This is a genomic window from Pseudomonas sp. Irchel s3f7 (assembly GCF_900187615.1).
In the GTDB taxonomy this organism is placed as follows: Bacteria; Pseudomonadota; Gammaproteobacteria; order Pseudomonadales; family Pseudomonadaceae; genus Aquipseudomonas.
In genome coordinates, this window is record NZ_FYDO01000010.1 from 79,903 (window position 1) to 101,612 (window position 21,710).

A 21,710-nucleotide genomic window follows, 5' to 3' on the forward strand; every position below is an offset into this window, starting at 1 on the left:
TTAGTTTCCGTTTTCGTCCTTGTTGGCTTCCGAACTTCCGTGTCGTCCATGACCGCCGTGCCCGTGCCCGTGCCCGAAAAAGTGCATCAACGGACAGATCAACAGAATCAAATAGGGGAGATAAGGTGAAACATGGCCGAAGTGTTCCCGGACCACGTAAAAACCCCCGATTGCAACCAGCATGATCAGCACTACACCTGTTTTGCTCCTCCAGAAAGGTGAAGCAGCGTTTTCAACCGAATGCCGATGGTTAGCCATGACTTTGCTCCTATTGTCCTGCCCAGAGTTGCAGTGGCATCTGCGTCTGAGAGTAGTCCACGCTCGCCTTGAGGCTATGATCTCGATCAATCAATCCAAGCTTTACTTCACTTCAAACTGGCCAACCATTCCTGATTGATAGTGGCCTGGTACATTGCTGGAAAACTCCAGGTCTGTGCTATGGGAGACGGTCCAGGTAGGGTCTTTGTTTGCGTCAGGCTTATTCAGAGGATGTTGGATCGTTGTGCTCCATCCTGACCATCTTCGTCCACCTGAGGCCAAGATTACTTTTCTGTCAGTTTCTGGTTGGCTCGACGAATTCGATGCAAACTCAGCCAATGACAATTTTGAGAGCCACCTCTATGAGACTTCTGATTGCCGAAGACGAACCGAAAATAGGTATCTATTTGCAGCAGGGTCTTACCGAGGCTGGGTTCAATGTCGATCGTTACACCAGCGGCACTGAGGCTCTTCAACATGCTTTAAGCGAAGCATATGACCTGCTGATTCTGGACGTCATGATGCCAGGGATGGATGGATGGGAAGTCCTTCGGAGGGTACGCCTGTCAGGAAAGGACGTTCCGGTACTCTTTCTGACGGCACGAGATCGTGTTGAAGATCGAGTCCACGGTCTTGAGCTCGGAGCTGATGATTACCTCATCAAACCCTTCGCATTCTCTGAATTGCTAGCTCGAGTCAGGACACTGCTCCGCCGTGGTCACGGCATGCCCTCGCAAACTCATATGAAAATTGCCGATCTTGACGTTGACCTGCTCAAACGCAGGGCCATTCGGGCAGGCAAACGCATAGATCTTACGGCCAAAGAGTTTGCACTCCTGGAACTACTGCTCCGTCGCCGAGGCGAAGTGCTACCAAAGTCGCTCATCGCCTCGCAAGTCTGGGACATGAACTTCGACAGCGACACCAATGTAATTGAGGTAGCGGTGCGCAGGCTCAGGGCGAAGATTGATGATGGCTTTGAGGTCAAGCTGATCCAGACCTCGCGAGGTATGGGTTATATGCTCGATGCACCAGATTCGGAATCGGAATGAACCGTCTATCCCTGACTACGCGCATGAGCCTGATGTTCATGCTTGCAGTAACGGCTGTGCTCACCATCGCCGGCCTCGGTTTCAACAACCTGAGCCGGCACCACTTCAAAATGCTGGATCAGCAGGCCCTGAACGAAAAGCTTCACTCAACTCAAAGAATTTTGGGAGAGCTGAAAAATATCGATCAATTCAACGAGTTAAAGCCCGAGTTACAAGCGTTGCTTGGGGCTCACCGTGACCTGACGGCCCTAATTCTGGATGTCGACGATAAACTACTTTTCGCTGATCCCCAGCCCATGAAGGTTCCGAAAGAGTTCCTCTCGGTGACAACCAACACTGTATGGGAATGGCAAGACCAAAAGCACATGTTCCGTGGTTTGACAGCACAAGCGATGGTCAATGGTCATGACAAGCCGTTGACCGTAATCTTGATCCTTGATGTTACTCATCATATGGCCTTCTTCGAGACCCTCCAGCGATGGTTTTGGATCGGGCTGGCGATCAGTGCGCTTGTCAGTGCCGCTTTAGGCTGGATGGTTGCACGCAGTGGTATGCGTCCAATCCATCAAGTGACCATGGTCGCGGCGTCGATGTCAGCCAAATCACTCAAGGATCGTATCCCCCTGGGGCCGGTCCCAAAAGAGCTGCAACAGATGGTATCGTCGTTCAATGCGATGCTGTCCCGACTAGATGATGCGTTTGTGCGGTTATCAAATTTCTCAGCAGACATTGCTCACGAACTGCGTACCCCAGTCAGCAATTTGATGACTCATACAGAGGTGGTGCTCTCTAGAAAACGGAATATTGAGGACTACGAAGACAATCTGTATTCGAATCTCGATGACTTGAAGCGAATGTCGCGAATGATCGACGACATGCTTTTCCTTGCCAAGTCCGACAACGGGTTAATCAAGCCTGAAAACAAACAGATCGACCTGCTGGAGGTCGTGGAGAAACTGCTTGAGTATTACCGCCTATTGGCTGATGAACGCGACATCAACCTGGCTGTTTCAGGAGCAGGAAGTGTACGGGGCGATGTATTGATGATTCACAGAGCCATTTCGAATTTGCTTTCGAATGCTTTGAGGTACACCCCAGAGGGAAGGACCATCAGTGTCGATATCAAAGAGAGAAGTACGTCCACAGTAGTGACGGTGGAAAACCCAGGGATTGTCATCCCCCCCGAGCACTTAGAAAAGCTCTTTGATCGATTCTTCCGAGTAGATCCGGCACGACGCGAAGGAAGCCCCAGCAATGCCGGACTGGGACTGTCAATTACGCGGTCGATCATAGAAGCTCATGAGGGCAAGATCTGGTGCACCTCATCCAATGGAAAAACAGCCTTCCATATGGAGCTCCCTGGCGTCGGCCTGAAAGGCGCTTAAACCCAGGGCAGCGTTTAGCCTGCGAAGTGTGGCACATCCCAAGCTTACTGAATTGTAATCGAACGGTCTGTTCTCATGTGGCATCGTGTACCAGCACTGTGGCGTGGGAGTCTTGACCTGTTCCCTGAGTGCAGTGCTTACCAGGACGCGACATACGCTCGATTTCCGTCTCTGGTTTTTATAAGAGTCGAGAAGTAAAAACAGATCTCCCCAACCAAACCTCGAATCAACAGCTCAAGCTGTGAGGAGTCTTGCATGTCCTTCTTTAAAGCTACCACCGTAGCTGTTGCGCTTACCGCCGGCTTACTTCTGAGCGGGGTTGCTCAAGCGCATCCGAAACTGCTTTCTTCCACTCCTTCGGAAGGTTCGACCTCCGTCGCACCTGCCAAGATCGAGCTGCACTTCTCGGAGAACCTGACGACTCAGTTCTCAGGTGCAAAACTGATCATGACCGACATGCCCGGCATGCCGAATTCCCCCATGGGCGTCAAGGCTGGGGTCTCGGGCGGTGATGATCCGAAAATGATGGTCATCACACCGGCGGCTCCATTGACCACTGGTACTTATAAAGTTGAATGGCGTGCAGTCTCTTCGGACACTCATCCGATCACCGGTAACTTTTCTTTCAAAGTGAAATGATTCATGAGCGACTCAATCAATATCCTGATTCGCTTAGCTCTTTATCTGGACCTGATGCTGCTTTTTGGATTGGCTATTTTTGGTTTGTACAGCCTCAGGGGAAAGGAGCGGGTATCCGGCGCAGTCTTGAATTTTGAGTCGCTCCTTTTCAGCACCGTTGTTGGTGGTTTACTTCTGTCTTTTGCCGCTATGTTGTTGCTTGCGAAAGCAATGAGCGGCGTTTCAGAGTTTACGGAGCTTCGCCAACATATCTTCGAAATGGTGCTTACTGGTACCGATGTCGGGCTCACCTGGATGGTCCGAATTGCAGCGCTTGTTTTGGCAGGTATAGCTGTCAATCTCAACAAACGCTTCCCAACCTCCAGCCTTTGGGTCGTTACTCTGGCTGGTGCCATTGCGCTCGCTACCTTGGCATGGACAGGCCATGGCGCGATGGACGAAGGCAATCTTCGTTATATGCATTTCATTAGCGATATCTTTCACCTTTTGGCAGCCGGCGGCTGGATGGGAGCACTGGCCGCATTCGCTTTACTGCTGCATACTAAAATTCTAAATGGTGAACAAGAGTTACGAATTCTCTCCCGAGCTCTTACTGAGTTTGAATTGGCTGGTGCAGTGATCGTGGTGAGTCTAAGTGTTTCGGGCGTTGTGAATTATCTTTTCATTGTAGGTCCAACAATTGATGGGATAACGCTCAGTACTTATGGTGTATTACTTAGTTTAAAGGTTTCACTGTTTGCAGTAATGATGGCATTAGCTACGTTGAACCGCTTTCACTTGAGCCCACTTTTAGAACGATCGATCCAGGGCGGTCAATACACTGGAGCTGTTAATGCTTTGCGACGCAGTATGGCTGTAGAGCTCACGCTAGCAATAATCATACTTTGCCTAGTCGCTTGGTTAGGAACCTTGAGCCCAGAGATGGGTATGAGCATGGAGTAGAGTGTTGGCGCTGTTTGCAAATTACCCCCAGGGGATTGCTGATTTTTGTATCAGAAATTATGGATAAGCTCAGCAGCATCTCGATGACAGAACCTCACTCCATCAAGTATCACCAGGACTGTCCGAAGCAGTCTTTGAGTGAGCCGACCTACTGTTCATGCTTCGACAAATTGGACAGGTCCATCGTGGCGTAGACCCGCTCGCAGCAGCGAAAATCGATTCGGCCCCCCACTGATCAAACAAGTGCAAAAATTTGCACCGTGAATGCGACACAACCATCAAAGGCGGTGGGCTTTGGCATCATTTCAGCCCTGTCTAGCTCCAAGGCAAGCGTGTGCCAAGCTTTTTTGGTCGAAGAAATACGTTATCCATCGCTGGTCAAGTCGATTGCAAACGGGTGGTCAAGTCGAATGCAATTGACTGGTCAAGTCGAATGCAAACAAGTGGTCAAATCAATGCAATTACCCATATCCGAAGGACTCCCTTTGACCGCCGTTACAAACACAGCCGATGGTGCCCTAGTCGCTGTTGGTGTGGCCGGCGCGCGGCGCGTAGCGCCATCCTCCCTCACCAAGATCGCGGACTGAGCCATGCACGTACAGACCTCCCCCCCTCCGTCTACAGGCAGTCTCAACGATTTCGACAGCGCCTCTGGCTCCGTACTGGAGCGTGCGCTGTTTAACCATCGTGCCTTGGTTATGCTGCTATGCCTGGCCGCGACACTTCTGCTGGCATGGCAGGCGACACATGTGACGCTCAATGCCAGTTTCGAGAAGATGATCCCGCGTGAGCATCCTTACATCGTCAATTATCTTGAGCATCGCCAGGAACTGGCCGGTCTTGGGAATGCTGTGCGCATTGCCGTAGTGAATCCAGAGGGAAGCATCTACGACAAAAATTATTTGCACACACTCCAGCAACTCAGCGATGAGGTATATCTGCTTCCGGGGGTTGACCGTGCAACGATGAAGTCGCTGTGGACTCCTTCTACTCGTTGGACAGGTGTCACCGAGGAGGGCCTGGAAGGCGGCCCGGTGATACCAGATTGTTGAGGCCGATGCCAAATTGACCCCCAGTTGCTGAGATTTCATTGACCCAGTCTTATTCCTTGCGAACCATTGGCTGTGCTGAAGTTGCTCCGGTCGGATGTGGGTCAGTGTTGCATCGGCAAGCGGATCAATTCGGCGGAAGCGTCAACATGCTGGACAACTATGCACCATCGCGCTTCTAATCGAAGATGGCATTTTGATGATAGAACACTGACCAAATCAGGGAGGATAGGAAGATGCCGACGAAAACCGCCGAAGATTTTCTCGCCGCGCTAGCGGACGAGCTTGCAATCAGTGAATCACGATACGAGCAGGCGCGCCGTAGCTATGCGTCACTTGGTGACTGGCTCCACCGTCCAGAGTCCACCGTCGTCAAGTACGATCCGCAGGTTTACGTGCAGGGGTCCTTTCGGCTGGGTACGGCGATTCGTCCTTTGAATGATGAGGAGGAGTACGACGTCGATTCTGTCTGTTTGCTTCGCACCCTCGGAACGAAGGATCTTACTCAGAGCGAACTGAAAACGTTGGTTGGCGACGAGATAAAAGCCTACCGCAACGCTCAGAGCATGATTAAGCCCGTGCGCGAAGGGCGCCGCTGCTGGGTCCTAGACTATGCGGATGGTGCTCAGTTCCATATGGATATCGTTCCCTCTGTCCCCAACGCAGCCCGCCAGCGCCTGTTGCTTGAAACTCGCGGATTGGACTTGAAATGGTCTGAGACAGCAATGGTTATCACCGACATCGAGTCACCTGTTTATAAGGTGCTCTCGGATGATTGGCAGCGCTCGAACCCTAAAGGATATGCCGAGTGGTTCAGGCAGCGGATGGGCGAACTATTCGAACGGCGTAGGCGGGAGCTGGCGGAATCTATCAAAGCTAGCGTAGAGGATATTCCGGACTACAGGATTCGGACGCCGCTTCAGTCAGCCATCATGATCCTGAAGCGCCACCGTGACGGTATGTTTGAAGGGCGGTACGACGAGCGCCCTATTTCGATCATCATCACCACGCTTGCCGCTCATGCATACAACGGCGAAGAAAAGATCGCCGATGCTCTTTACTCGATCCTTTCGCGAATGGACCAGTTCATTGAGCATGATGGAAATCATTGCATCATTCGCAATCCTTCTGACCCCCTCGAAAATTTTGCAGATAAGTGGCCTGAGCATCCTGAACGGGAACTTGCATTCTTTGAGTGGCTGCAACAGGCCCGCCAGGACTTCGAAACGCTTGCGGGACAAGTAGAGCGACGTCGCTTGATCGAAAGCATTCAACCCCGCATGGGAGCGGTGGCGGACAGAGCTGCCTTACGACTCGGGCCACCTCCAGGAACCATGCTACATCCCGCTACGGCCGCGGCCGCAGTCGGTTCTGCAGCCGCTAGCACTCCGGTATTTCCGAACACTCGTCGGGAGCCTACTTCGCCTCGGGGGTTTGCTTGATTTGGTGGGCGGAGCAGCCCGGACGTGCGCAGTCCGAACGTACCGCAGTTTCGGACTTGGCCGATCAGAACCCATGGCTCGTGAACATAACCTGGCGGTTTGCGGCCGACTTACAGATTGCTGCTGACTTCGATCTGCAAGTCGGTGAGCGGATAATTCCGTTAACACTCACCTACCCCGAGTTTTTTCCGGATACAACTCCTTCGGTTGTCCCGCGGGATGGAGTTCGTTTGTCGGGCCATCAATACGGTGCATCTGGCGAGCTTTGTTTGCAGTACCGTCCTGACAATTGGACGCCAGAAATCACGGGCGCCATGATGATTGAAAGTGCTTATCGCTTGCTGTCATCCGAGCATGAGACCGGTGAACATGCACTTTCTGAGCACCGAACCCTTCCGGCTCAGCGGGCGAGAAGCGCAGTGTTTCGCTTCCTCTACTCGCGCAACGTATGTGCCGGCTTGTCTATGGTCGGAGAGGGACAGGTGGTCGATGCTGAAATTCAGGAACACTATTTCGCCGGTGTTGCTGCGGCCCAACTTTCGCGTATTGGTTCCGCAGATGCTTCTATATGGGTCGAGCCGAATAAGCGTGGATACGGGGCTAGTTCATCAGCGGCTAAGGTGGTCCGTTTGCCTGAAGGCGCACCAATCGAGTGCCAAACGCTCGACGATCTGGTGGCGCTACTTGAACGTCACGGTTTCGAATCTTTGGTCGCCGAGCTATTGCAAGCGTCTGGCTTTATAGGGGTCATCATCTTTAATGGCACTGCCATCGTGGTCCCAATGGTCTTCGGTGAAGTTGGATCTCGGAAGCTGCTCATCTATGACCAAGTCTTTGCTGAGCTTGATGGCGTGCGCCTCGACCCAGAGTACGCTCGCCTCAAAGCAGCGAAAGTCGCAGTGGTTGGCTGTGGTTCCGTCGGGTCTAAAGTCGCTGTGCACCTTGCCCGGTCCGGTGTCGGTCGGTTTGTACTCGTAGATGGAGACGTGCTTGCCTCAGGCAACCTGGTCCGAAACGAGCTCGACTGGCGAGCGGTTGGGATGCATAAGTCGCAAGCACTAACAGTCCGGCTTCAGGAAGTCAGCAATGAGTGCGAAGTTCTAAGCCGCTCTACAGTCTTGGGTGGACAGGAGAGTAGTGGGGCAACTTCTGCGACGATGGGGTACATCGCGGACTGTGATTTGATCATAGATGCCACCGCTGATCCGGCGGTCTTCAACCTATGTGCGTCCATTGCACGTAGGGCGAAGAAACAGATGTGCTGGGCTCAGGTATTCGGTGGCGGGGCTGGTGGCATTGTCGTTCGCCTACGGCCTGGGATAGACCCGACTCCTCTCACAGCCCGGCAGCGGATCGAGGCCTGGTACGCGGAACAGGCTATTGCGTGGCCTGAAGACGGCACCTCACAGCCTTACTCGGTGGTTGATGGTACAGGGACGCCTTTGATTGCTGATGACGCAGATGTTTCTGTTATTGCAGCACACTTGTCTCGTTTTGCCATTGACCTTCTTGCCCGCCCCGACGCGACGATTTTCCCTTTTTCCGCCTACCTAATCGGAATGGCTGATAGGTGGATATTCACCGCGCCCTTCGACGTGAGACCAATCGACCTCGGGGCAAGCGATGGCTGGGACACAGAGGCGCAGGCAGGTGATTCCGAGGCTTTAAGCCAATTTGTAGCCGACCTGTTAGCCGGAGCGAACGATGCAGGTTGAGATCGCTGATCACGTGAAGGGCAAATTGCGAGGGGCGCTGAGAGCCGCTGGTAGCCGGGAAATTGGTGGTGTGCTGATGGGGGAGCAGATCGCGCCAGGTCATTTTCGGATCGTCGATTTATCGATTGATAGTCAGACTGGCGGGCGCGCTCATTTCGTCCGTAGTTCGGAGGCCCATGCTGAAGCACTGAGTGCCTTCTTTCACGAGACGGGCCATCAATACGATCGATTCAACTACTTGGGAGAGTGGCATTCCCATCCTCGGTTTGCCGTAACACCGAGCACTCAGGACGTTGCTTCAATGATCGATTTGGTTGAGGGGGAACGGGGAATCGAGTTCGCTGTATTGCTGATCGTCAGGTTGCGCTGGTGGCGCAGAATTTCCTGCTCCTGCACCCTGTTTTGCCGAAGCGCTAACCCTTCGCCAGTCGATATTTTGGAGTAATAACGTTGATGAATTATTTTGTGCGGTCATTCATTGACTGGATCTTCAGGCGCAGATCAGCGGGTGTGACACTAGTAAAAATTGGGGTGCCACTCTTTGCTGTTGTTCTTGTAGGGCTCACGGTCGGTGTAACTATTCCCACCTCCCATGGACCCTTTATTTTCAGTTGGGATTCGGCTGGCAGCACTGGCGCGCTAAGTTGGGGGGTGTTCGTCATCGCGAGCTTCATCGTCCTGTTGGGGGGGCTCCTGATCATTCGCGACATCCGTCAGGAGAGTCGCAAGAAAGCCATCGTCATTGAGGCGAGAGGGTTGCGAGATTGGCAGGGGCAACCATTGGCATCGGCAGTCCCTTCCTCAATACCGGGACGGCGCGAACAGGTGATAATAGATCTAAGGCAAGGCGTTGTAGATGGTCAAATCGTCAGTCCTGATGCGGCAATACGCCGCCTCGCTAGTCTGCCCGATGATATCGCCCGACGTTGTGATGGGCTGGACAGGTCGGATATCTCCTTCGTGCTCGGTGGGCTCGCCCCGGTACCATTTCTTTTTCTACTCGGTGTGATTGTCGATGATGAGTCCAGAACGTTCATCATGGACTGGGATCGGACACAGCATGCGTGGCGCGCGCTTGCCGATGAAGATGATGGCAAACGTTTCGTTGTTACAGGGCTGGATGCTGCCAACGCGGCTGTGAGGCGAGTGGCGCTTTGCGTGTCTGCTTCATACGATGTCCTTGAGGCTGATGTGCGTATTGTTGAAACTGGCGTTCCAATCATCAAATTGGAGTTGGAAGGGCGCAATACCAGTTCGCACTGGTCCGAGACGAAGCAGCAGCAGCTCGCGCAGCAGTTTCTAGATACTGTGATGTCTCTGGCTCAGCAAGGTGTCACCGAAATCTCTCTATTTCTGGCGGCACCCGCGAGTCTCACGCTGCGGTTGGGTACGCTCTACGACAAACGTAATCTTCCTCTTCTCGAAGTTAACCAGTATGAGCAGGGCGATCCCAAACGATTCCCTTGGGCGGTTAGGATGCCAGTGGCGGGATTACCCCAAGCTGAGTTGACACAACGATAAGTTCAAGGAGCGCCCACCGATAGTGGCGGCGCAAGTGGGCAGTGGTGACAGGCAGCTTTTGGCCGACTCCCGTCCGTCGTGACATGCAGCGAGCGGCCAGAAGCAGTCATTCAATCTCGGGGTGCTAGCGGCTTGACAGCGAAATTTCGCAGTGGACGAGTACATACCTGACCCCATTTTCCCTCACACCACTATAGTCCTTTTAACTATTCTGACTTTCCGTGAACATCAGGTAGGGCCTGCCGATACTCTTGCCAGGAGGCCTTGGTCTGGTTGTCTCAGACCGTGCACGATTTCACATGGATTCATGGGTATCACCGACGACATGATGGCCACCGCATTGACCGGGCCAGAGGTGGCTGAGCAATATGCGGCTATCGTCGCGGGGTGAACGGTCGTGGCTTACAGCGTCTCCTTTGATCGGCGCCTATTGTCGCTGACCCGCAAGCGCCACGGACTACCCCCCCGGAGCTGACTACCGCCTGCGCAATGCTGCTGTATGCCTCATGGAATGGTGAATGGGTAGAAGGGCGCCAGGGCTGGCAATGGCGCTGGATCAAGCTGATCGAGGCCGCCAGCGAATGCGGGGCCGGAGGTCGGCGCCCACCGCGCCCGGGGCGATGCTCGAATGACTCTGGACGTGCTGTGCTACCTGCAACGTCGCACCAATGGACGTAAACCAACAAGCTGGCCTACCGTTAGATAACCAGTAGATGCTGCCAAAGCTAATTCAATTTTTCACATAGCTAAAATCAAGCGTCTTATGTCTATTGAAAGTATTCATCAGTACCAATAAGATGATTCTGCAACAACCCAAATAAATATTAACATCAAGGAGAAATGTTATGGCGCTTAAACCAGGCCCAAAGCCAATTGCTAAGTCAACCGGTGAACTTGATCAGCGTCGTCGTGACAATAAAGACACGCCGGGAAATAAACCCGACTTGAAACCTAGCAAGTCCTCAAAAAAATAGGTTGTCGCTGGCAGAAGCTACTTTAATGGTAGCTTTTGTCATTGGAGCTTGTAGGGGATGAATGCATAGCCTGTAATTTCGCCTTAGCTGACGATCATTACCCGTTCTATGAGCGCTATAACGACATATCGAATATCATCATTGCGGCATAACCTGAGAGTTAAAATACCCTGGGTACTTCTAAATACCCTCCAGGCTCGCTGCGGACAATTTTTTCAACTCTACCGGTGACTAAATTGCCCCTGATTCGCAAAGAAACTGAGAGACCGTTTTTGGCCGAATTCTGCCTGTCGCGACAGGCAGCAATCGACCTAAGTCAGCCATCCTAAGCCGTCCGAAAGCGCTCTGAACGGCTACATCTCTTCATCCAATTTGAATATTTCGAAGACAATTTCCTTGTGAGCGAAGCGAGCCCGCCATGTTTCAACTTCCGCTGGTAACTGGTCTATCCAATCACGTCGATTTAAAAAGTAACGAACCACGCCCTGATCTATGAAGGCACAGCACATGCGGAAATTCTCGCCGAACATTACGATTGATTCCATATCTGTATAGAAGCCTGCGACTCCCACCGGTAATTACCGTCACACATCCGTGGTCGTATGTTTCCCCTATGTGGATGTCACCTGTACAAATGCGGAGTCGATCGATGTGTTTCCCAATGAGGCCATATAGGCGTGCCAGGTCAGCTCTGTTATGAGCCCATGCTCGAACCACGGCTCGGGTTGATTTTGGTAAGCCTCCTCCTGTTTATGAGACTCTCAAAATGGTAGTCCGTCTTCGCGCTTTGTAAGGGATATGTCGAAGGCGTCGGCCCCGGTTTGCAGTTCTTCGAGTGTCAAGGTGTCGAGGCCAAAACGATGCACGGAAATGCCGGTCACAACTTCAAAATACAGCCCTTCGGTATTCTCCAGACCAAGATGACAAATTGTCTGTAGCGTTGGGATGAGATCTCTACCACTCCAATCCAGTTGGACCATCTCCCCCGGCTCAAGACGGGCTGGAAATACCCCTTTGTTCCGATCCGAAAGCGCATGCTTCAATGAGCTACATTTTCCACCGTGACCTATTCTGAGGTCCATTACCGTGCAGCTCCTCAGTCCCTTGCATGCTATGTGGAGCGTGAGCCATGCCATACTCGGCTCTTGGGTCAACATAACCTGCTCACTGTCTCTGGCCAGCTGGAATCTCTCGCTTCGTTGGACCATGTACAGGCTAGCGATAACCGCCAACAGCGCGCCCACTCCCGACACCCAATCCCCAACACTTCCCCAGTCTGGAACGAATCGCACTGTTGACTGCGGGTTTAGGTTTATACCGGCTGTCAGCCCAGCAAATGCTGACAAGGCACAGAGAACGAGAACCCCGACAACTACAGCGACAACCCTCATTGGCACTTACCTGATTATGGAAAAGTGCGGATTATATGGCAGGGCTCGCTCACTGGAGTAGCTCGGACGCAGCGAAAGCCCCTGTGTGTGGTGGTCATCGTTTCCGCATTTTTATGTCGTTTCCGCAACCTGAAGGTCAAATGCGATTCCTGTGCTCAGGAGCACTTCGCTTTCGTTGGCAAAATGCATGTAAACTGCGTCGCAAAATCGGGGGGACGCAAGGGTATGCTGGGCGTTTCTTAGAAGGAGGTTCGATTCCTCTCCCCCTGACCCATTTTTTAGAAGGTATGACTTATTTCTAAGGTACATCTGTCTTGGAAGGTGCTTGTTGAACCTATGCAAAACGGCATTGAGTATACAAGTAGCTGTAGCCTTTTTAATGTGCTACAAGGAAAAATGTTTGTCAGAAAGATGGGCGGGGTTTCATTTTTTCCGATAGCACCTAAGACCTTAGATCCAACGATAGTCTTTTATAATGCTATTAAGCCAGCCATGCGCGACAATGGCTTCTCAGGGAAAAAATTCCCCCTTAAATATGACAATGGTTCTGGCGCGCCAGAAGCCATTAATATAAATATACATACTTACTCAGCCAATGTTGTTGTTTTACTGGTTTCTAAGTTGATTGTACAGCGTGAAGGAGTCGCTGCCAGCCTTCTAGTACTGCAAGATATGGAGTCTCATCCGGGGCTTCACAATCTAGTTAAAGCTGTTTGTTCTGTGATTTGCTTCGGACACGGAAGGTCTGATTATAAAAGTTTTTCTCCAAAAATTTATCCAGTGGCAGTTTATGAAAAGAGCCTAGGTGAAGCTTCTATTTCGGATGTGGTGGCTGTTGAGGCCTTAACTCGTCATAGAAATCCGAGGGCTCGAATAATTGAAGATACCTTGAAGAAAAATATCGATCATCAAGTCGATGAAAACAGTATCTTAATCGACCGCCAGGGCATATTTGCTAGATATGCCTATGAGTTCGGTGATGAAAGAAATAACGAAAGAAAAATGGAAAGCGTGCATTGTCTTTTTGAAGTAGGCTTAGCGCTTTTTGAAATATTTTCTAGCGATAAATATCGCGACCTGAACAAGAGTGAACTGGATTTTATTAAGATCCTGATTTTTTCACCCGACATTGTATTTATTAAAAGCGTTACGGGCTATAAAACATGGATTCTGATTGCAGATGAGTTTAAGTTAAAAAGGTTGTTTGAGACAGCAGTTGATCTGTCTGTTGCGGAGCCGGCAACATGCGTACATCCTCCGATGAAAAAGGAGTGGTCACCTATGCGCTCATGGACTATGAGCATTGTAAGTACTCTACTTTTAGGTGTTGCCACCTACTTTTCTCCTGAACTCTACAAGGAATACATAGATTCAAAAGAAAGGGTAGAGATTCTTTCACCTAAAGATGGTGCGTCTCTATCTGCTCCGTCGGGAGAAGTGATTTTGTCTTGGACTGAAGTCAAAAAACAGGCTGAGTCTATTGTGATGGTCGAAAAACTTTCTGGTGACGGTAAGTGGCTTCCAGCGGCTCATGCGGCGGGGCGCTATGTTACTCAAGATAATAAAATGGTTTTTGAGGTCGTAGAATTAGGTGCTTTTAGATGGAAAGTATCTATTGAAGATTCCCGTGATTCTGAGATTGGTAATTCGAAGTGGCACTTCTTTTCGATTATTTCAAAAGTTCGAGAAGTGAGCAAGTGACCTCTGTTTTTTATTTGTTAGTCTTCTCTTGACTTTACAACCTAAAATGTGAAAAACAAAATCGCGGAAACGGGACGGATTTACTTTCAGGCAATAAATCCGTGCCGTTTATGTCCGTCTCGTTTATGTCTATCGCAATCAACCCGTAGCTGTCCTTCGCCTAGGTAAGCTTGTCTCAAGTGTTTGAGAAGCATTCCGGTAGGCGCGCTGTTCCGAGCATTTTCCTCCGCATTGAACTCTGTATATTTAATTTTGATGTCCTTGAGGTTGGGTAGTCCTGCGACCCCCAAAACGCCGCCGACGGCTCCTAGAGTGACGACTTTTGCCCGTCATGACAAACACAGAACGGCCAAAAGCGGACGATCAGTGAAGGTCGCTTTAACAAAGAACAAGCTTACATTGTCGCTCGCCAGCTACTTTAGTTAGACTCAGCCCCTCAGCCATACAGATGGGCCTGTTCCGAGGATGTATAGCCACAAATACAAATAAACTTAAGAAATTTTATTTTTGATGTGCTGCTAGAGGCAAAAATTGCATTTACTACCTTCAACACTTCCTGACGAATATATCGGGTCAGTAATCCGGCGAAAAAAGGAACTATTCAATCTAGGAAGACTTTCTCGTAAAGAATATAAAATCAAACCGCCATTCAATTACCGCAAGACGTTGACGTGTTTTATTCGTGAAAGTAATCCCACTCTTGTAACACTGGCGGATACAGCAACACTACTTCCTTTAGCTAAATCACTTGGGTTAAGCACGAATCCGTTGACAGTAATCACACCGAGTGACTCATGGCGTATTTGTAGACAATGCATCACGACCGACCTAGAAACTATCGGCGTCGGTTACATACGTCGACATCACTTGTTATCTAGCATAAAAGTTTGCGACCTACACGGCCTATCATTAGATGAGATTTGCCCCTCCTGTAACACTCCTATAAAAAAACACTTAAACTCTAGCTTCCACGGATGCGCAAAAGCGTTTAATCTGAATGAAAATGAAAACAAACTCCAAGCCGCTAACATAAAATATGCAAAATTTGTACGCGAACTCCTACACTGCAAAGTGCACAATGCAAATTTTTCGCATGTGCGACATGCGATTTATAACCAGCTTAGAGAGCTTGGATATGTGTTGGAGGGTGATATCCACTGGAAAAATGTCTGCGTTGATCTGAACAACTATCTCGGCGAATTTACTCATAAAAACAAAATTGATTTCAGCATTAGTCAACTAAACCCAATTACTAGCCTCGGGTCAATAACAAAAATTGCTTTTTTCGCATTTCGAACAACAGACGCTTATTGGCAGTCAATACGGGAGACTATCGATGACTTCAATCACTTATAATCATCACCTTGGATTTGTCCAACCGGTTCGATTAGGGCTCGACCTTGATTGCGCACATTGCCAAATACACGATCGACGTGAACCATTCAGAGACCTCCGATGATTTACCCTGAAATAGCGCCATCTGGTCCGCACGCTCTTGGGGTGTCGTCGAATCCAACCATTCTTGGGCCAGGTTTCCTGTCAGAGCCACTACTGACGATCGTGGATATCAACCAAAGCGCTCAATGACTGTCCATTCCAGCCCAATGGACAATGAACGTTTTCCGATTCAGCCAAGTGGCTTAATTTACCATTTTACAAAAAAGAATATAAAGCACAGAGGTTGGAGGCCCAAGAAGGCCCCCAACCTCTGAGACAGCTTTTATTGTTTCGAGACAGTTTTTATTGTCTAAATCCACGGATAACACTGTAGGAGCGCGCCCTGACAAGTAAGGGGCGAATTTCGGTCAGTTTTTTTGGCCGTATCGATCCCCTTTTGGCCTTTCCTGCCGTTCTCCAAAACTGCCCATGCCGCAAGACTGTGTTCAATCGAATCCGCCTTCGGAGAACAAGAAATGCTGACGATCTACTCGGACGATCACCACCTGCACCACGGCCGTTGCGAATTGATAGACGGGCAACTCAAGCCCTGCTTCGAGATGCCTTCGCGCGCCGACCATGTGCTGGCCAGGGTGCAAAACCAGAATCTGGGCCCGGTGGAAGCGCCCAAGGATTTCGGCCGCGACCCGATCGAGCGTATTCATAGTCGCGACTACCTCGACTTCTTCAAGGGTGCCTGGGCCCGTTGGACCGAGTTCAACACCGACGGTGATCTGCTGCCCTACACCTGGCCGGCCCGCACCTTGCGACCGATCAAACCGACCAGCCTGCACGGTCAGCTCGGTTATTACAGCTTCGACGGCGGCGCGCCGATCACCGCCGGAACCTGGCAAGCCGCGTACAGCGCAGCGCAAGTCGCCCTGACGGCCCAAGCGGAAATCCAGCGCGGCGCACGCAGTGCATTCGCCCTGTGCCGTCCACCGGGACATCACGCTGCCGGCGATTTGATGGGCGGTTATTGCTACCTCAACAACGCCGCCATCGCCGCCCAGGCGTTCCTCGATCAGGGCCACAAGAAAGTCGCGATCCTCGACGTCGATTACCACCACGGCAACGGCACGCAATCGATTTTCTACGAACGCAGCGACGTGCTGTTCACTTCGATCCACGGCCATCCGGAAGCCGAATTCCCGTTCTTCCTCGGCTATGAAGACGAGCCGGGAGAAGGCCCCGGCGAAGGCTTCAACTTCAACTATCCGTTACCGGCCGGTTCGGGCTGGGAGGCATGGAGCGCGGCGCTGGAGCACGCCTGCAACGAGATCAACAGCTACGGCGCCGACATCATCGTCGTCTCCCTGGGCGTCGACACCTTCAAGGACGACCCGATCTCGCAGTTCAAGCTCGACAGCCCGGATTACCTGGCCATGGGCAAGCGCATCGCCGGCCTCGGCAAGCCGACACTGTTTGTGATGGAGGGCGGTTACGCGGTGGAAGAAATCGGCATCAACGCCGTGAACGTTTTGCAGGGCTTTGAAAGCGGCCAGTGAACAACGACTGCAATGCACTTAAGCGCAACACTGAACCCTGTGGCGAGGGAGCTTGCTCCCTCGCCACAGTTTTTCGCTGATCGAAAGGTAACCGATACATATCTACCACCCTGTCAGGTACATGCTCCCCTACCGTAGATGTCCCGAGGCGATGATCCCATCGCCCACATCGTCACAGGGAAATGACAATGACAGAGACGGCTAACACACCGCTGCCGAAGAAAAGTACTGCGGCCCACGAAACCCGACAAGGCCCCACCGTCAGCGATGTGGCGGCGCAAATGCTGCGACAGGCCTTGAAAGAGCGCTACCCGACCCGCGATCTCGATCCCGACCAGATACTCATCGGCACCCCGCAGTGGCAATACATTGAAGATCAACTGATCGCCGGCCCGATTCAATACGAAACGCTGACCCAGGCGTTGGTGCGACAGTTCTTCACCTCCTCCACCGCCCACTATTTCGAAGGTGAGCAGTTCCTGACCCGCCTGCCGCTGCTCACGCCCGTCGTGCACCTGAACATCAGCATCGAAGAAATCGGCGAGTTGCTCAACGACTACGCGCCTCTTTTGTTTGTCGCATTTGGCCAGCGCCAGTTAGCGTTCTGGAACGACAAGGGGCACAGCGCGCCTCGCTGGCAGGAGCTGTCCAACGCGCTGCAAAAAATGCTGGACGTAAATAGCGCCAACGGCTGGAACAGCGATCAATGCTATGTGGCGCGAGCTGTATTTCAATATCCCGATAAACAGGAAAGAACAAAGCAGGATCCAACGGTTGCCAACATCAAGGTCTGTCTGATCGACATTGATACTGTCGACGCGCAAGGCACCCGACATCTGATGATCGGCGGCGCAGCCGTCATTACCGGGCAATACAAAGGTCGCAACCTAGTGATGATGTACTCCGTAGAAGACGATTATGAATCCTTCGACTCACTGGAAAAACTCGGCGCTTCGCTGCCTGCACGGATAGACGACGAGCTGGCAAGGCGTAGCATGCAATGGCGCTTGTTCGAACCAGACGGCAATTTTTTCGACCACATGGCCTGGGCGCTGATCAGTACGCAAATTGACACGTTGAGTGCCATCACCGGTGAAAACCCATCGGAAGAACCCTTGCATCACAACGCCCCTCAAGGGCCTGCGCGAAGCCAACTTGACGAGGCGATACCTGACTGGCTGGCTGATGCCTCGGCTGCGGATCTGGATGTCTACAGTCAATCCATCAAGGCCATGGGTAAATTGCTCAAAGTATCCGACCCTGCGCTCTACAAGATCCCGCCCATTACTGACTTTGCTCAGCAAAAAATGCGTGAAGCGATCCTGGCGGACAACAAGACAAACGCTGCCGCGCTGCCCCTCGACAAGCTCGAAATCACTATCACCAACAGCTTCGAAGCGGGTGGATTGACACTCCCGAACCCGCTCGACAGGCACACCGAAACGCTCGGTGAATATGCTCTCGAAAACGAGGCGCCCTACCAGGCCACTCTGCGCTTCACAGATGAACACACAGTCCCCGACTGGTTGACCATCGATTACCTGACGGCCAAGGCAGCTCAGGTCAATATTGGTGAGACGTATCCGACGTTGATCAAGAGCAAGCTGATTGATGACAACGTTCAGTCAGCTCTGCAAGAAAGTGCTTACATCAAGCAATTGCGCGTACTGCTGCCGCTTATGGCGCTGGAGCACAAACTTCGTCAACTCGCAGGCATTGATGAACAGGGCTACCGTACCCTGCGTGCATGGCTCGACCCCACGCCGGGCAATCCGCAACCCGTGGTCATTCGCCCTCTAACCTTCACCCATGGCGGCAGGCATACCGGCGATAACGTCGCCAACATGTTCATCATCGCTGCACGCGATACCGACGTCGGGCCTTGCCTGCTCTATCGCCCGCTGTTCGAAAAACCCTTGCTGCAGTTCCCTGCAGAGCAAAACCTGATTTATGCCCTGCATCAACCGGGAGAGCTGCGTGACTCAGTTCTAGCCTGGCTGCCCGACACCGCCCTGAGCTTCAAATATGCCCAGTACGCATTTCCTGTCGGCCTGCCTTCGCCTTGGCTGTCGACCCAAATACTGGCCGAACCCTGGACTTCAATCACATGGGCCGGCCCGGTCGGGCTCTCTTCTGATGAATTGACGGGCGATGTGTTTTCCGTGCTGTTCAAGAGCAATGCCAAAGCCTTGGCCGAACTCGCTGATCGGCAATCGCAATCCAACGCCGAGCGAAGGTGGGCATTGCTGCGCGAAAGCGGGTGGGCAGTGTTCAACGTCGCGTCGAATTTCTTCAGTGGCGCGGCGGGCGTCGCGGTGTGGGTCTGGCAAGCATTCGCCGATATTCAGCAAGCGCAGGATGCCAATTTGCGTGGCGACAAACTTACTCAGTGGTCGGCAATGGGTGACCTGCTGTTGATGCTGGGCATGGTGTTGGCCCATCGAGCTGTTTCAAGACGCAAGGCAGAAGTGACGCCTGAATCAGGACGACGAAGTGAGATGGCCGAAACGATCATTCGCCCAGAACCCGTCACGCCGCCGACGATAGAAATGAATGTCACGCCCCTCACCGGCGACCTGCCCATCAGCCACTACTCATCGCTTGAAGTCGGCGGTTCCATCCCCCGCCGCTCACCCACAGCGCTGGGTAAATATCTGGACAGCATCAAAGTCCCGATGCCTGATCTGGCGAGTGACGGTTTGACGCTGCTCAAACGAGGCAACGCTTCGTTGCATCAACTGGAGGACACACTATTCGCAGAAGTCGGCGAGCGCTGGTTCAAGGTTGTTGAAGATGAAGACGGGGATGTAAAAATTGCTTACCCGGCCAACCCTGCACGTACGGGTCCTCTATTGATTCATGATCTACAGGGGCATTGGCATCTGGACTTGCGCCTGCGGCTGCGTGGTGGTGCCGGCGGGGTAAGCCTCAAAAGCCAGTTGCACGCCAAGCGCAAAAAAGACCTCGCAAGAAAAGAGGAGCTGGAAAAGGCGATAAAGGAATTCAAAAACCTTGAGGACACCAAACGTGCTGCCTTCGAAAACTCACAAGAGCAATTGGCAACCACTCCTGAAAAGCTCGAAGAAGAAACAGAGGGTTCGTTCCTTACGCTTCTCGAACAGCAAATCACGGACTACAAGGCGGCTCTGGAGCAAGTCGAGGAGCTGAGGTCGTTGCCTAAGGCTGGTAGCAATGGTGGCAATGAGCGGGACTTTAGAAACCTGTCCTGTGAACTGGAAAAATACATCGGCCTGTGGTTTTTAGCTAAAAGAAAGACCTACGCAGAGCTCCTTCGCCGTCTGACGAACGAATCTGGGGCAACCGCTTCACGGCAGACCTTGCTGGACGATGCCAACAAGGCCATTCAGTTGAGCGACAAGATGATTGCCCAGCTCCAACTGTCCCACGCAACCATGGATCGACTCATTGATGTTGGCAAAATCGGTATACCTCAAGTATCCGCGATGAAGAGATTGCTGCCAGCTTTCACACAGTGGGACCTTAAGGCCAACCAGATTGCCATGTCCTACGAGCTGACTCTGAAGCCCGCTGCCGGCATCGATATGGAGCCGGTATCCGAAGCTGTTGCCAAGGTCATCGTGGATGCAACGACCGCCAGCCGACAAGTGGCAAAACTCCTGAAAACACCAGCAGACGATACGACCACCGCAATTCGCATCGAAACCTTAAGCACTCAGATCGACACATTAGCCGATGCCGAACAGCGCTTGCAGGATTTACCCAACGACTTCCCGGAACAGGTTCAACCTGTCGAATTGGAGCGGGTGCGCGGCCTGATCTGCGAATTCAAGGCGTCGGGGCAAGACCAGTTGGGCAAACTGATACCCAGTCAGGCGACCGCTAAAACTACCACCGTCAAACACGCCGTCGCAGGCCCATCAAGGCTCGCCGGCAAAGTCAGTAAAAGCCGACCGCGGGCCTCTGCGAAATCAAAGGTTTCGGAACCTGAACAGTCGCAGAACGAGGATCAGGATTTTGAAGCGGCTCTGCCCGTCAAGGCAGCTCCTGCCTTGTTACCGGTACGTACCGACAGGCTTACTGTCTACGAGGGCGATGAGTTAAACCTGGACGTTGATAACTTCGTCGAGCGAACACGTAAGGATGCCCTTAAACCCCAGCGAGTGCCCGCAGACATGCAGGACCTCTTCGATCTACGAGCGAACCGGATGGAGCAAATGGCTGTCGATGTCGAGCAGATCCTGCGCAAGTCCCCAGGTACGTTTCCCGTCGCGTCCCTCCCCGGAGAGCTCAGAGCAAAGGCCACCCGCTTACGCAAGGAAGGCATCAAAACCCGCGCCATGATGCTCAAGGAGCGCTATCCCCGTCAGGCCTATCTGCAATGGATGCTAAGCAATAACCAGGTACGGATCGTCAAAAACGAGCAAGGCCGGATCAAGACAAAACAACGCAAGGATTACTTTGAGGAATACCGGATTCTCGACTTCACCAACAAGGATCAGCCATTGTGGCTGGCGCACTTTCACTACGACACGCTTGGGGCTGCGAAAGAGCAATTCACTGCAGCACACCTGAAAATCGCTGATCAGCATTTGGCCACATTGAGTGTTGAACGTCGCAAGGAACTGATGGACCTGGCGCCCATCGACTACGTATTGCGCGCCATCACCGAGCCGGCGGTATTTTTTGATCTGGAACCCAAAACCTGACACCGGCT

13 protein-coding genes and 2 pseudogenes are annotated in these 21,710 nt (G+C 52.2%); 12 read left to right on the plus strand and 3 right to left on the minus strand.

From position 1 onward, the window contains the following. Together CKW19_RS10760 and CKW19_RS29490 are read right to left on the minus strand one after the other, a co-directional pair. Nucleotides 1-258, minus strand: coding sequence for a DUF2933 domain-containing protein (locus CKW19_RS10760; protein WP_060543719.1), 258 nt, complete (start codon nt 256-258; stop codon nt 1-3). 102 nt (nt 259-360) lie between these two features. After that, nucleotides 361-523: pseudogene (locus CKW19_RS29490) on the minus strand (plastocyanin); the annotation flags it as partial. Nucleotides 524-620: 97 nt separating this feature from the next. Between CKW19_RS29490 and CKW19_RS10765 the strand changes: the two are divergent. The 9 genes and pseudogenes from CKW19_RS10765 to CKW19_RS10810 all read left to right on the plus strand — a co-directional run bounded on the left by CKW19_RS10765 (nt 621) and on the right by CKW19_RS10810 (nt 10,003). After that, on the plus strand, nt 621-1,310 hold the full coding sequence (locus tag CKW19_RS10765; protein WP_060543720.1) for a heavy metal response regulator transcription factor: 690 nt from the start codon (nt 621-623) through the stop codon (nt 1,308-1,310). After that, complete coding sequence (locus tag CKW19_RS10770) at nt 1,307-2,695, plus strand: heavy metal sensor histidine kinase (protein WP_060543721.1); 1,389 nt, start codon at nt 1,307-1,309, stop codon at nt 2,693-2,695. The genes CKW19_RS10765 and CKW19_RS10770 overlap by 4 nt, the downstream gene beginning before the upstream one ends. A gap of 255 nt (nt 2,696-2,950) precedes the next feature. After that, complete coding sequence (copC, locus tag CKW19_RS10775) at nt 2,951-3,334, plus strand: copper homeostasis periplasmic binding protein CopC (protein WP_060543722.1); 384 nt, start codon at nt 2,951-2,953, stop codon at nt 3,332-3,334. Between the two features lie 3 nt (nt 3,335-3,337). After that, nucleotides 3,338-4,276, plus strand: coding sequence for a copper homeostasis membrane protein CopD (gene copD / locus CKW19_RS10780; RefSeq protein WP_060543723.1), 939 nt, complete (start codon nt 3,338-3,340; stop codon nt 4,274-4,276). Nucleotides 4,277-4,866: 590 nt separating this feature from the next. Further along, nucleotides 4,867-5,322, plus strand: a pseudogene (locus tag CKW19_RS10790) (RND family transporter); the annotation flags it as partial. 239 nt (nt 5,323-5,561) lie between these two features. After that, nucleotides 5,562-6,767 carry a nucleotidyltransferase gene (locus tag CKW19_RS10795; protein ID WP_095057877.1) on the plus strand — a complete coding sequence of 402 codons (1,206 nt, stop codon included), beginning with the start codon at nt 5,562-5,564 and terminating at the stop codon, nt 6,765-6,767. Between the two features lie 56 nt (nt 6,768-6,823). Then, complete coding sequence (locus tag CKW19_RS29495) at nt 6,824-8,482, plus strand: ThiF family adenylyltransferase (protein WP_371856343.1); 1,659 nt, start codon at nt 6,824-6,826, stop codon at nt 8,480-8,482. Beyond that, on the plus strand, nt 8,472-8,927 hold the full coding sequence (locus CKW19_RS10805) for a Mov34/MPN/PAD-1 family protein (protein ID WP_095057879.1): 456 nt from the start codon (nt 8,472-8,474) through the stop codon (nt 8,925-8,927). Before CKW19_RS29495 ends, CKW19_RS10805 begins: the two co-directional genes overlap by 11 nt. A gap of 8 nt (nt 8,928-8,935) precedes the next feature. Next, nucleotides 8,936-10,003: an SAVED domain-containing protein gene (locus CKW19_RS10810; protein WP_095057880.1), complete on the plus strand. Its 1,068-nt coding sequence runs from the start codon at nt 8,936-8,938 to the stop codon at nt 10,001-10,003. A gap of 1,735 nt (nt 10,004-11,738) precedes the next feature. On the opposite strand, the gene CKW19_RS29045 is transcribed toward CKW19_RS10810, so the two are convergent. Then, entirely contained in the window at nt 11,739-12,059 is a 321-nt protein-coding gene (locus tag CKW19_RS29045) for a hypothetical protein (RefSeq protein ID WP_256580320.1), read from the minus strand. Between the two features lie 645 nt (nt 12,060-12,704). Between CKW19_RS29045 and CKW19_RS10820 the strand changes: the two genes are divergently transcribed. The 3 genes from CKW19_RS10820 to CKW19_RS10835 all read left to right on the plus strand — a co-directional run bounded on the left by CKW19_RS10820 (nt 12,705) and on the right by CKW19_RS10835 (nt 21,702). Beyond that, nucleotides 12,705-14,069 carry a hypothetical protein gene (locus tag CKW19_RS10820; protein WP_143500321.1) on the plus strand — a complete coding sequence of 455 codons (1,365 nt, stop codon included), beginning with the start codon at nt 12,705-12,707 and terminating at the stop codon, nt 14,067-14,069. A 1,913-nt stretch (nt 14,070-15,982) separates the two neighbouring features. Continuing rightward, nucleotides 15,983-17,014, plus strand: a complete 1,032-nt coding sequence (locus tag CKW19_RS10830) for a histone deacetylase family protein (RefSeq protein ID WP_095057883.1) — start codon at nt 15,983-15,985, stop codon at nt 17,012-17,014. A gap of 188 nt (nt 17,015-17,202) precedes the next feature. After that, nucleotides 17,203-21,702: a dermonecrotic toxin domain-containing protein gene (locus CKW19_RS10835; protein ID WP_095057884.1), complete on the plus strand. Its 4,500-nt coding sequence runs from the start codon at nt 17,203-17,205 to the stop codon at nt 21,700-21,702. Nucleotides 21,703-21,710 lie beyond the last annotated feature (8 nt).

Coding starts and splice junctions, on each gene's coding strand:
- copC (WP_060543722.1), top strand. CDS start 2,951: ATGTCCTTCTTTAAAGCTACCACCGTAGCTGTTGCGCTTACCGCCGGC.
- CKW19_RS10795 (WP_095057877.1), top strand. CDS start 5,562: ATGCCGACGAAAACCGCCGAAGATTTTCTCGCCGCGCTAGCGGACGAG.
- CKW19_RS10770 (WP_060543721.1), top strand. CDS start 1,307: ATGAACCGTCTATCCCTGACTACGCGCATGAGCCTGATGTTCATGCTT.
- CKW19_RS10760 (WP_060543719.1), bottom strand. CDS start 258: ATGGCTAACCATCGGCATTCGGTTGAAAACGCTGCTTCACCTTTCTGG.
- CKW19_RS10810 (WP_095057880.1), top strand. CDS start 8,936: ATGAATTATTTTGTGCGGTCATTCATTGACTGGATCTTCAGGCGCAGA.
- CKW19_RS10835 (WP_095057884.1), top strand. CDS start 17,203: ATGACAGAGACGGCTAACACACCGCTGCCGAAGAAAAGTACTGCGGCC.
- copD (WP_060543723.1), top strand. CDS start 3,338: ATGAGCGACTCAATCAATATCCTGATTCGCTTAGCTCTTTATCTGGAC.
- CKW19_RS10765 (WP_060543720.1), top strand. CDS start 621: ATGAGACTTCTGATTGCCGAAGACGAACCGAAAATAGGTATCTATTTG.
- CKW19_RS10805 (WP_095057879.1), top strand. CDS start 8,472: ATGCAGGTTGAGATCGCTGATCACGTGAAGGGCAAATTGCGAGGGGCG.
- CKW19_RS10830 (WP_095057883.1), top strand. CDS start 15,983: ATGCTGACGATCTACTCGGACGATCACCACCTGCACCACGGCCGTTGC.
- CKW19_RS29045 (WP_256580320.1), bottom strand. CDS start 12,059: ATGGACCTCAGAATAGGTCACGGTGGAAAATGTAGCTCATTGAAGCAT.
- CKW19_RS10820 (WP_143500321.1), top strand. CDS start 12,705: ATGCAAAACGGCATTGAGTATACAAGTAGCTGTAGCCTTTTTAATGTG.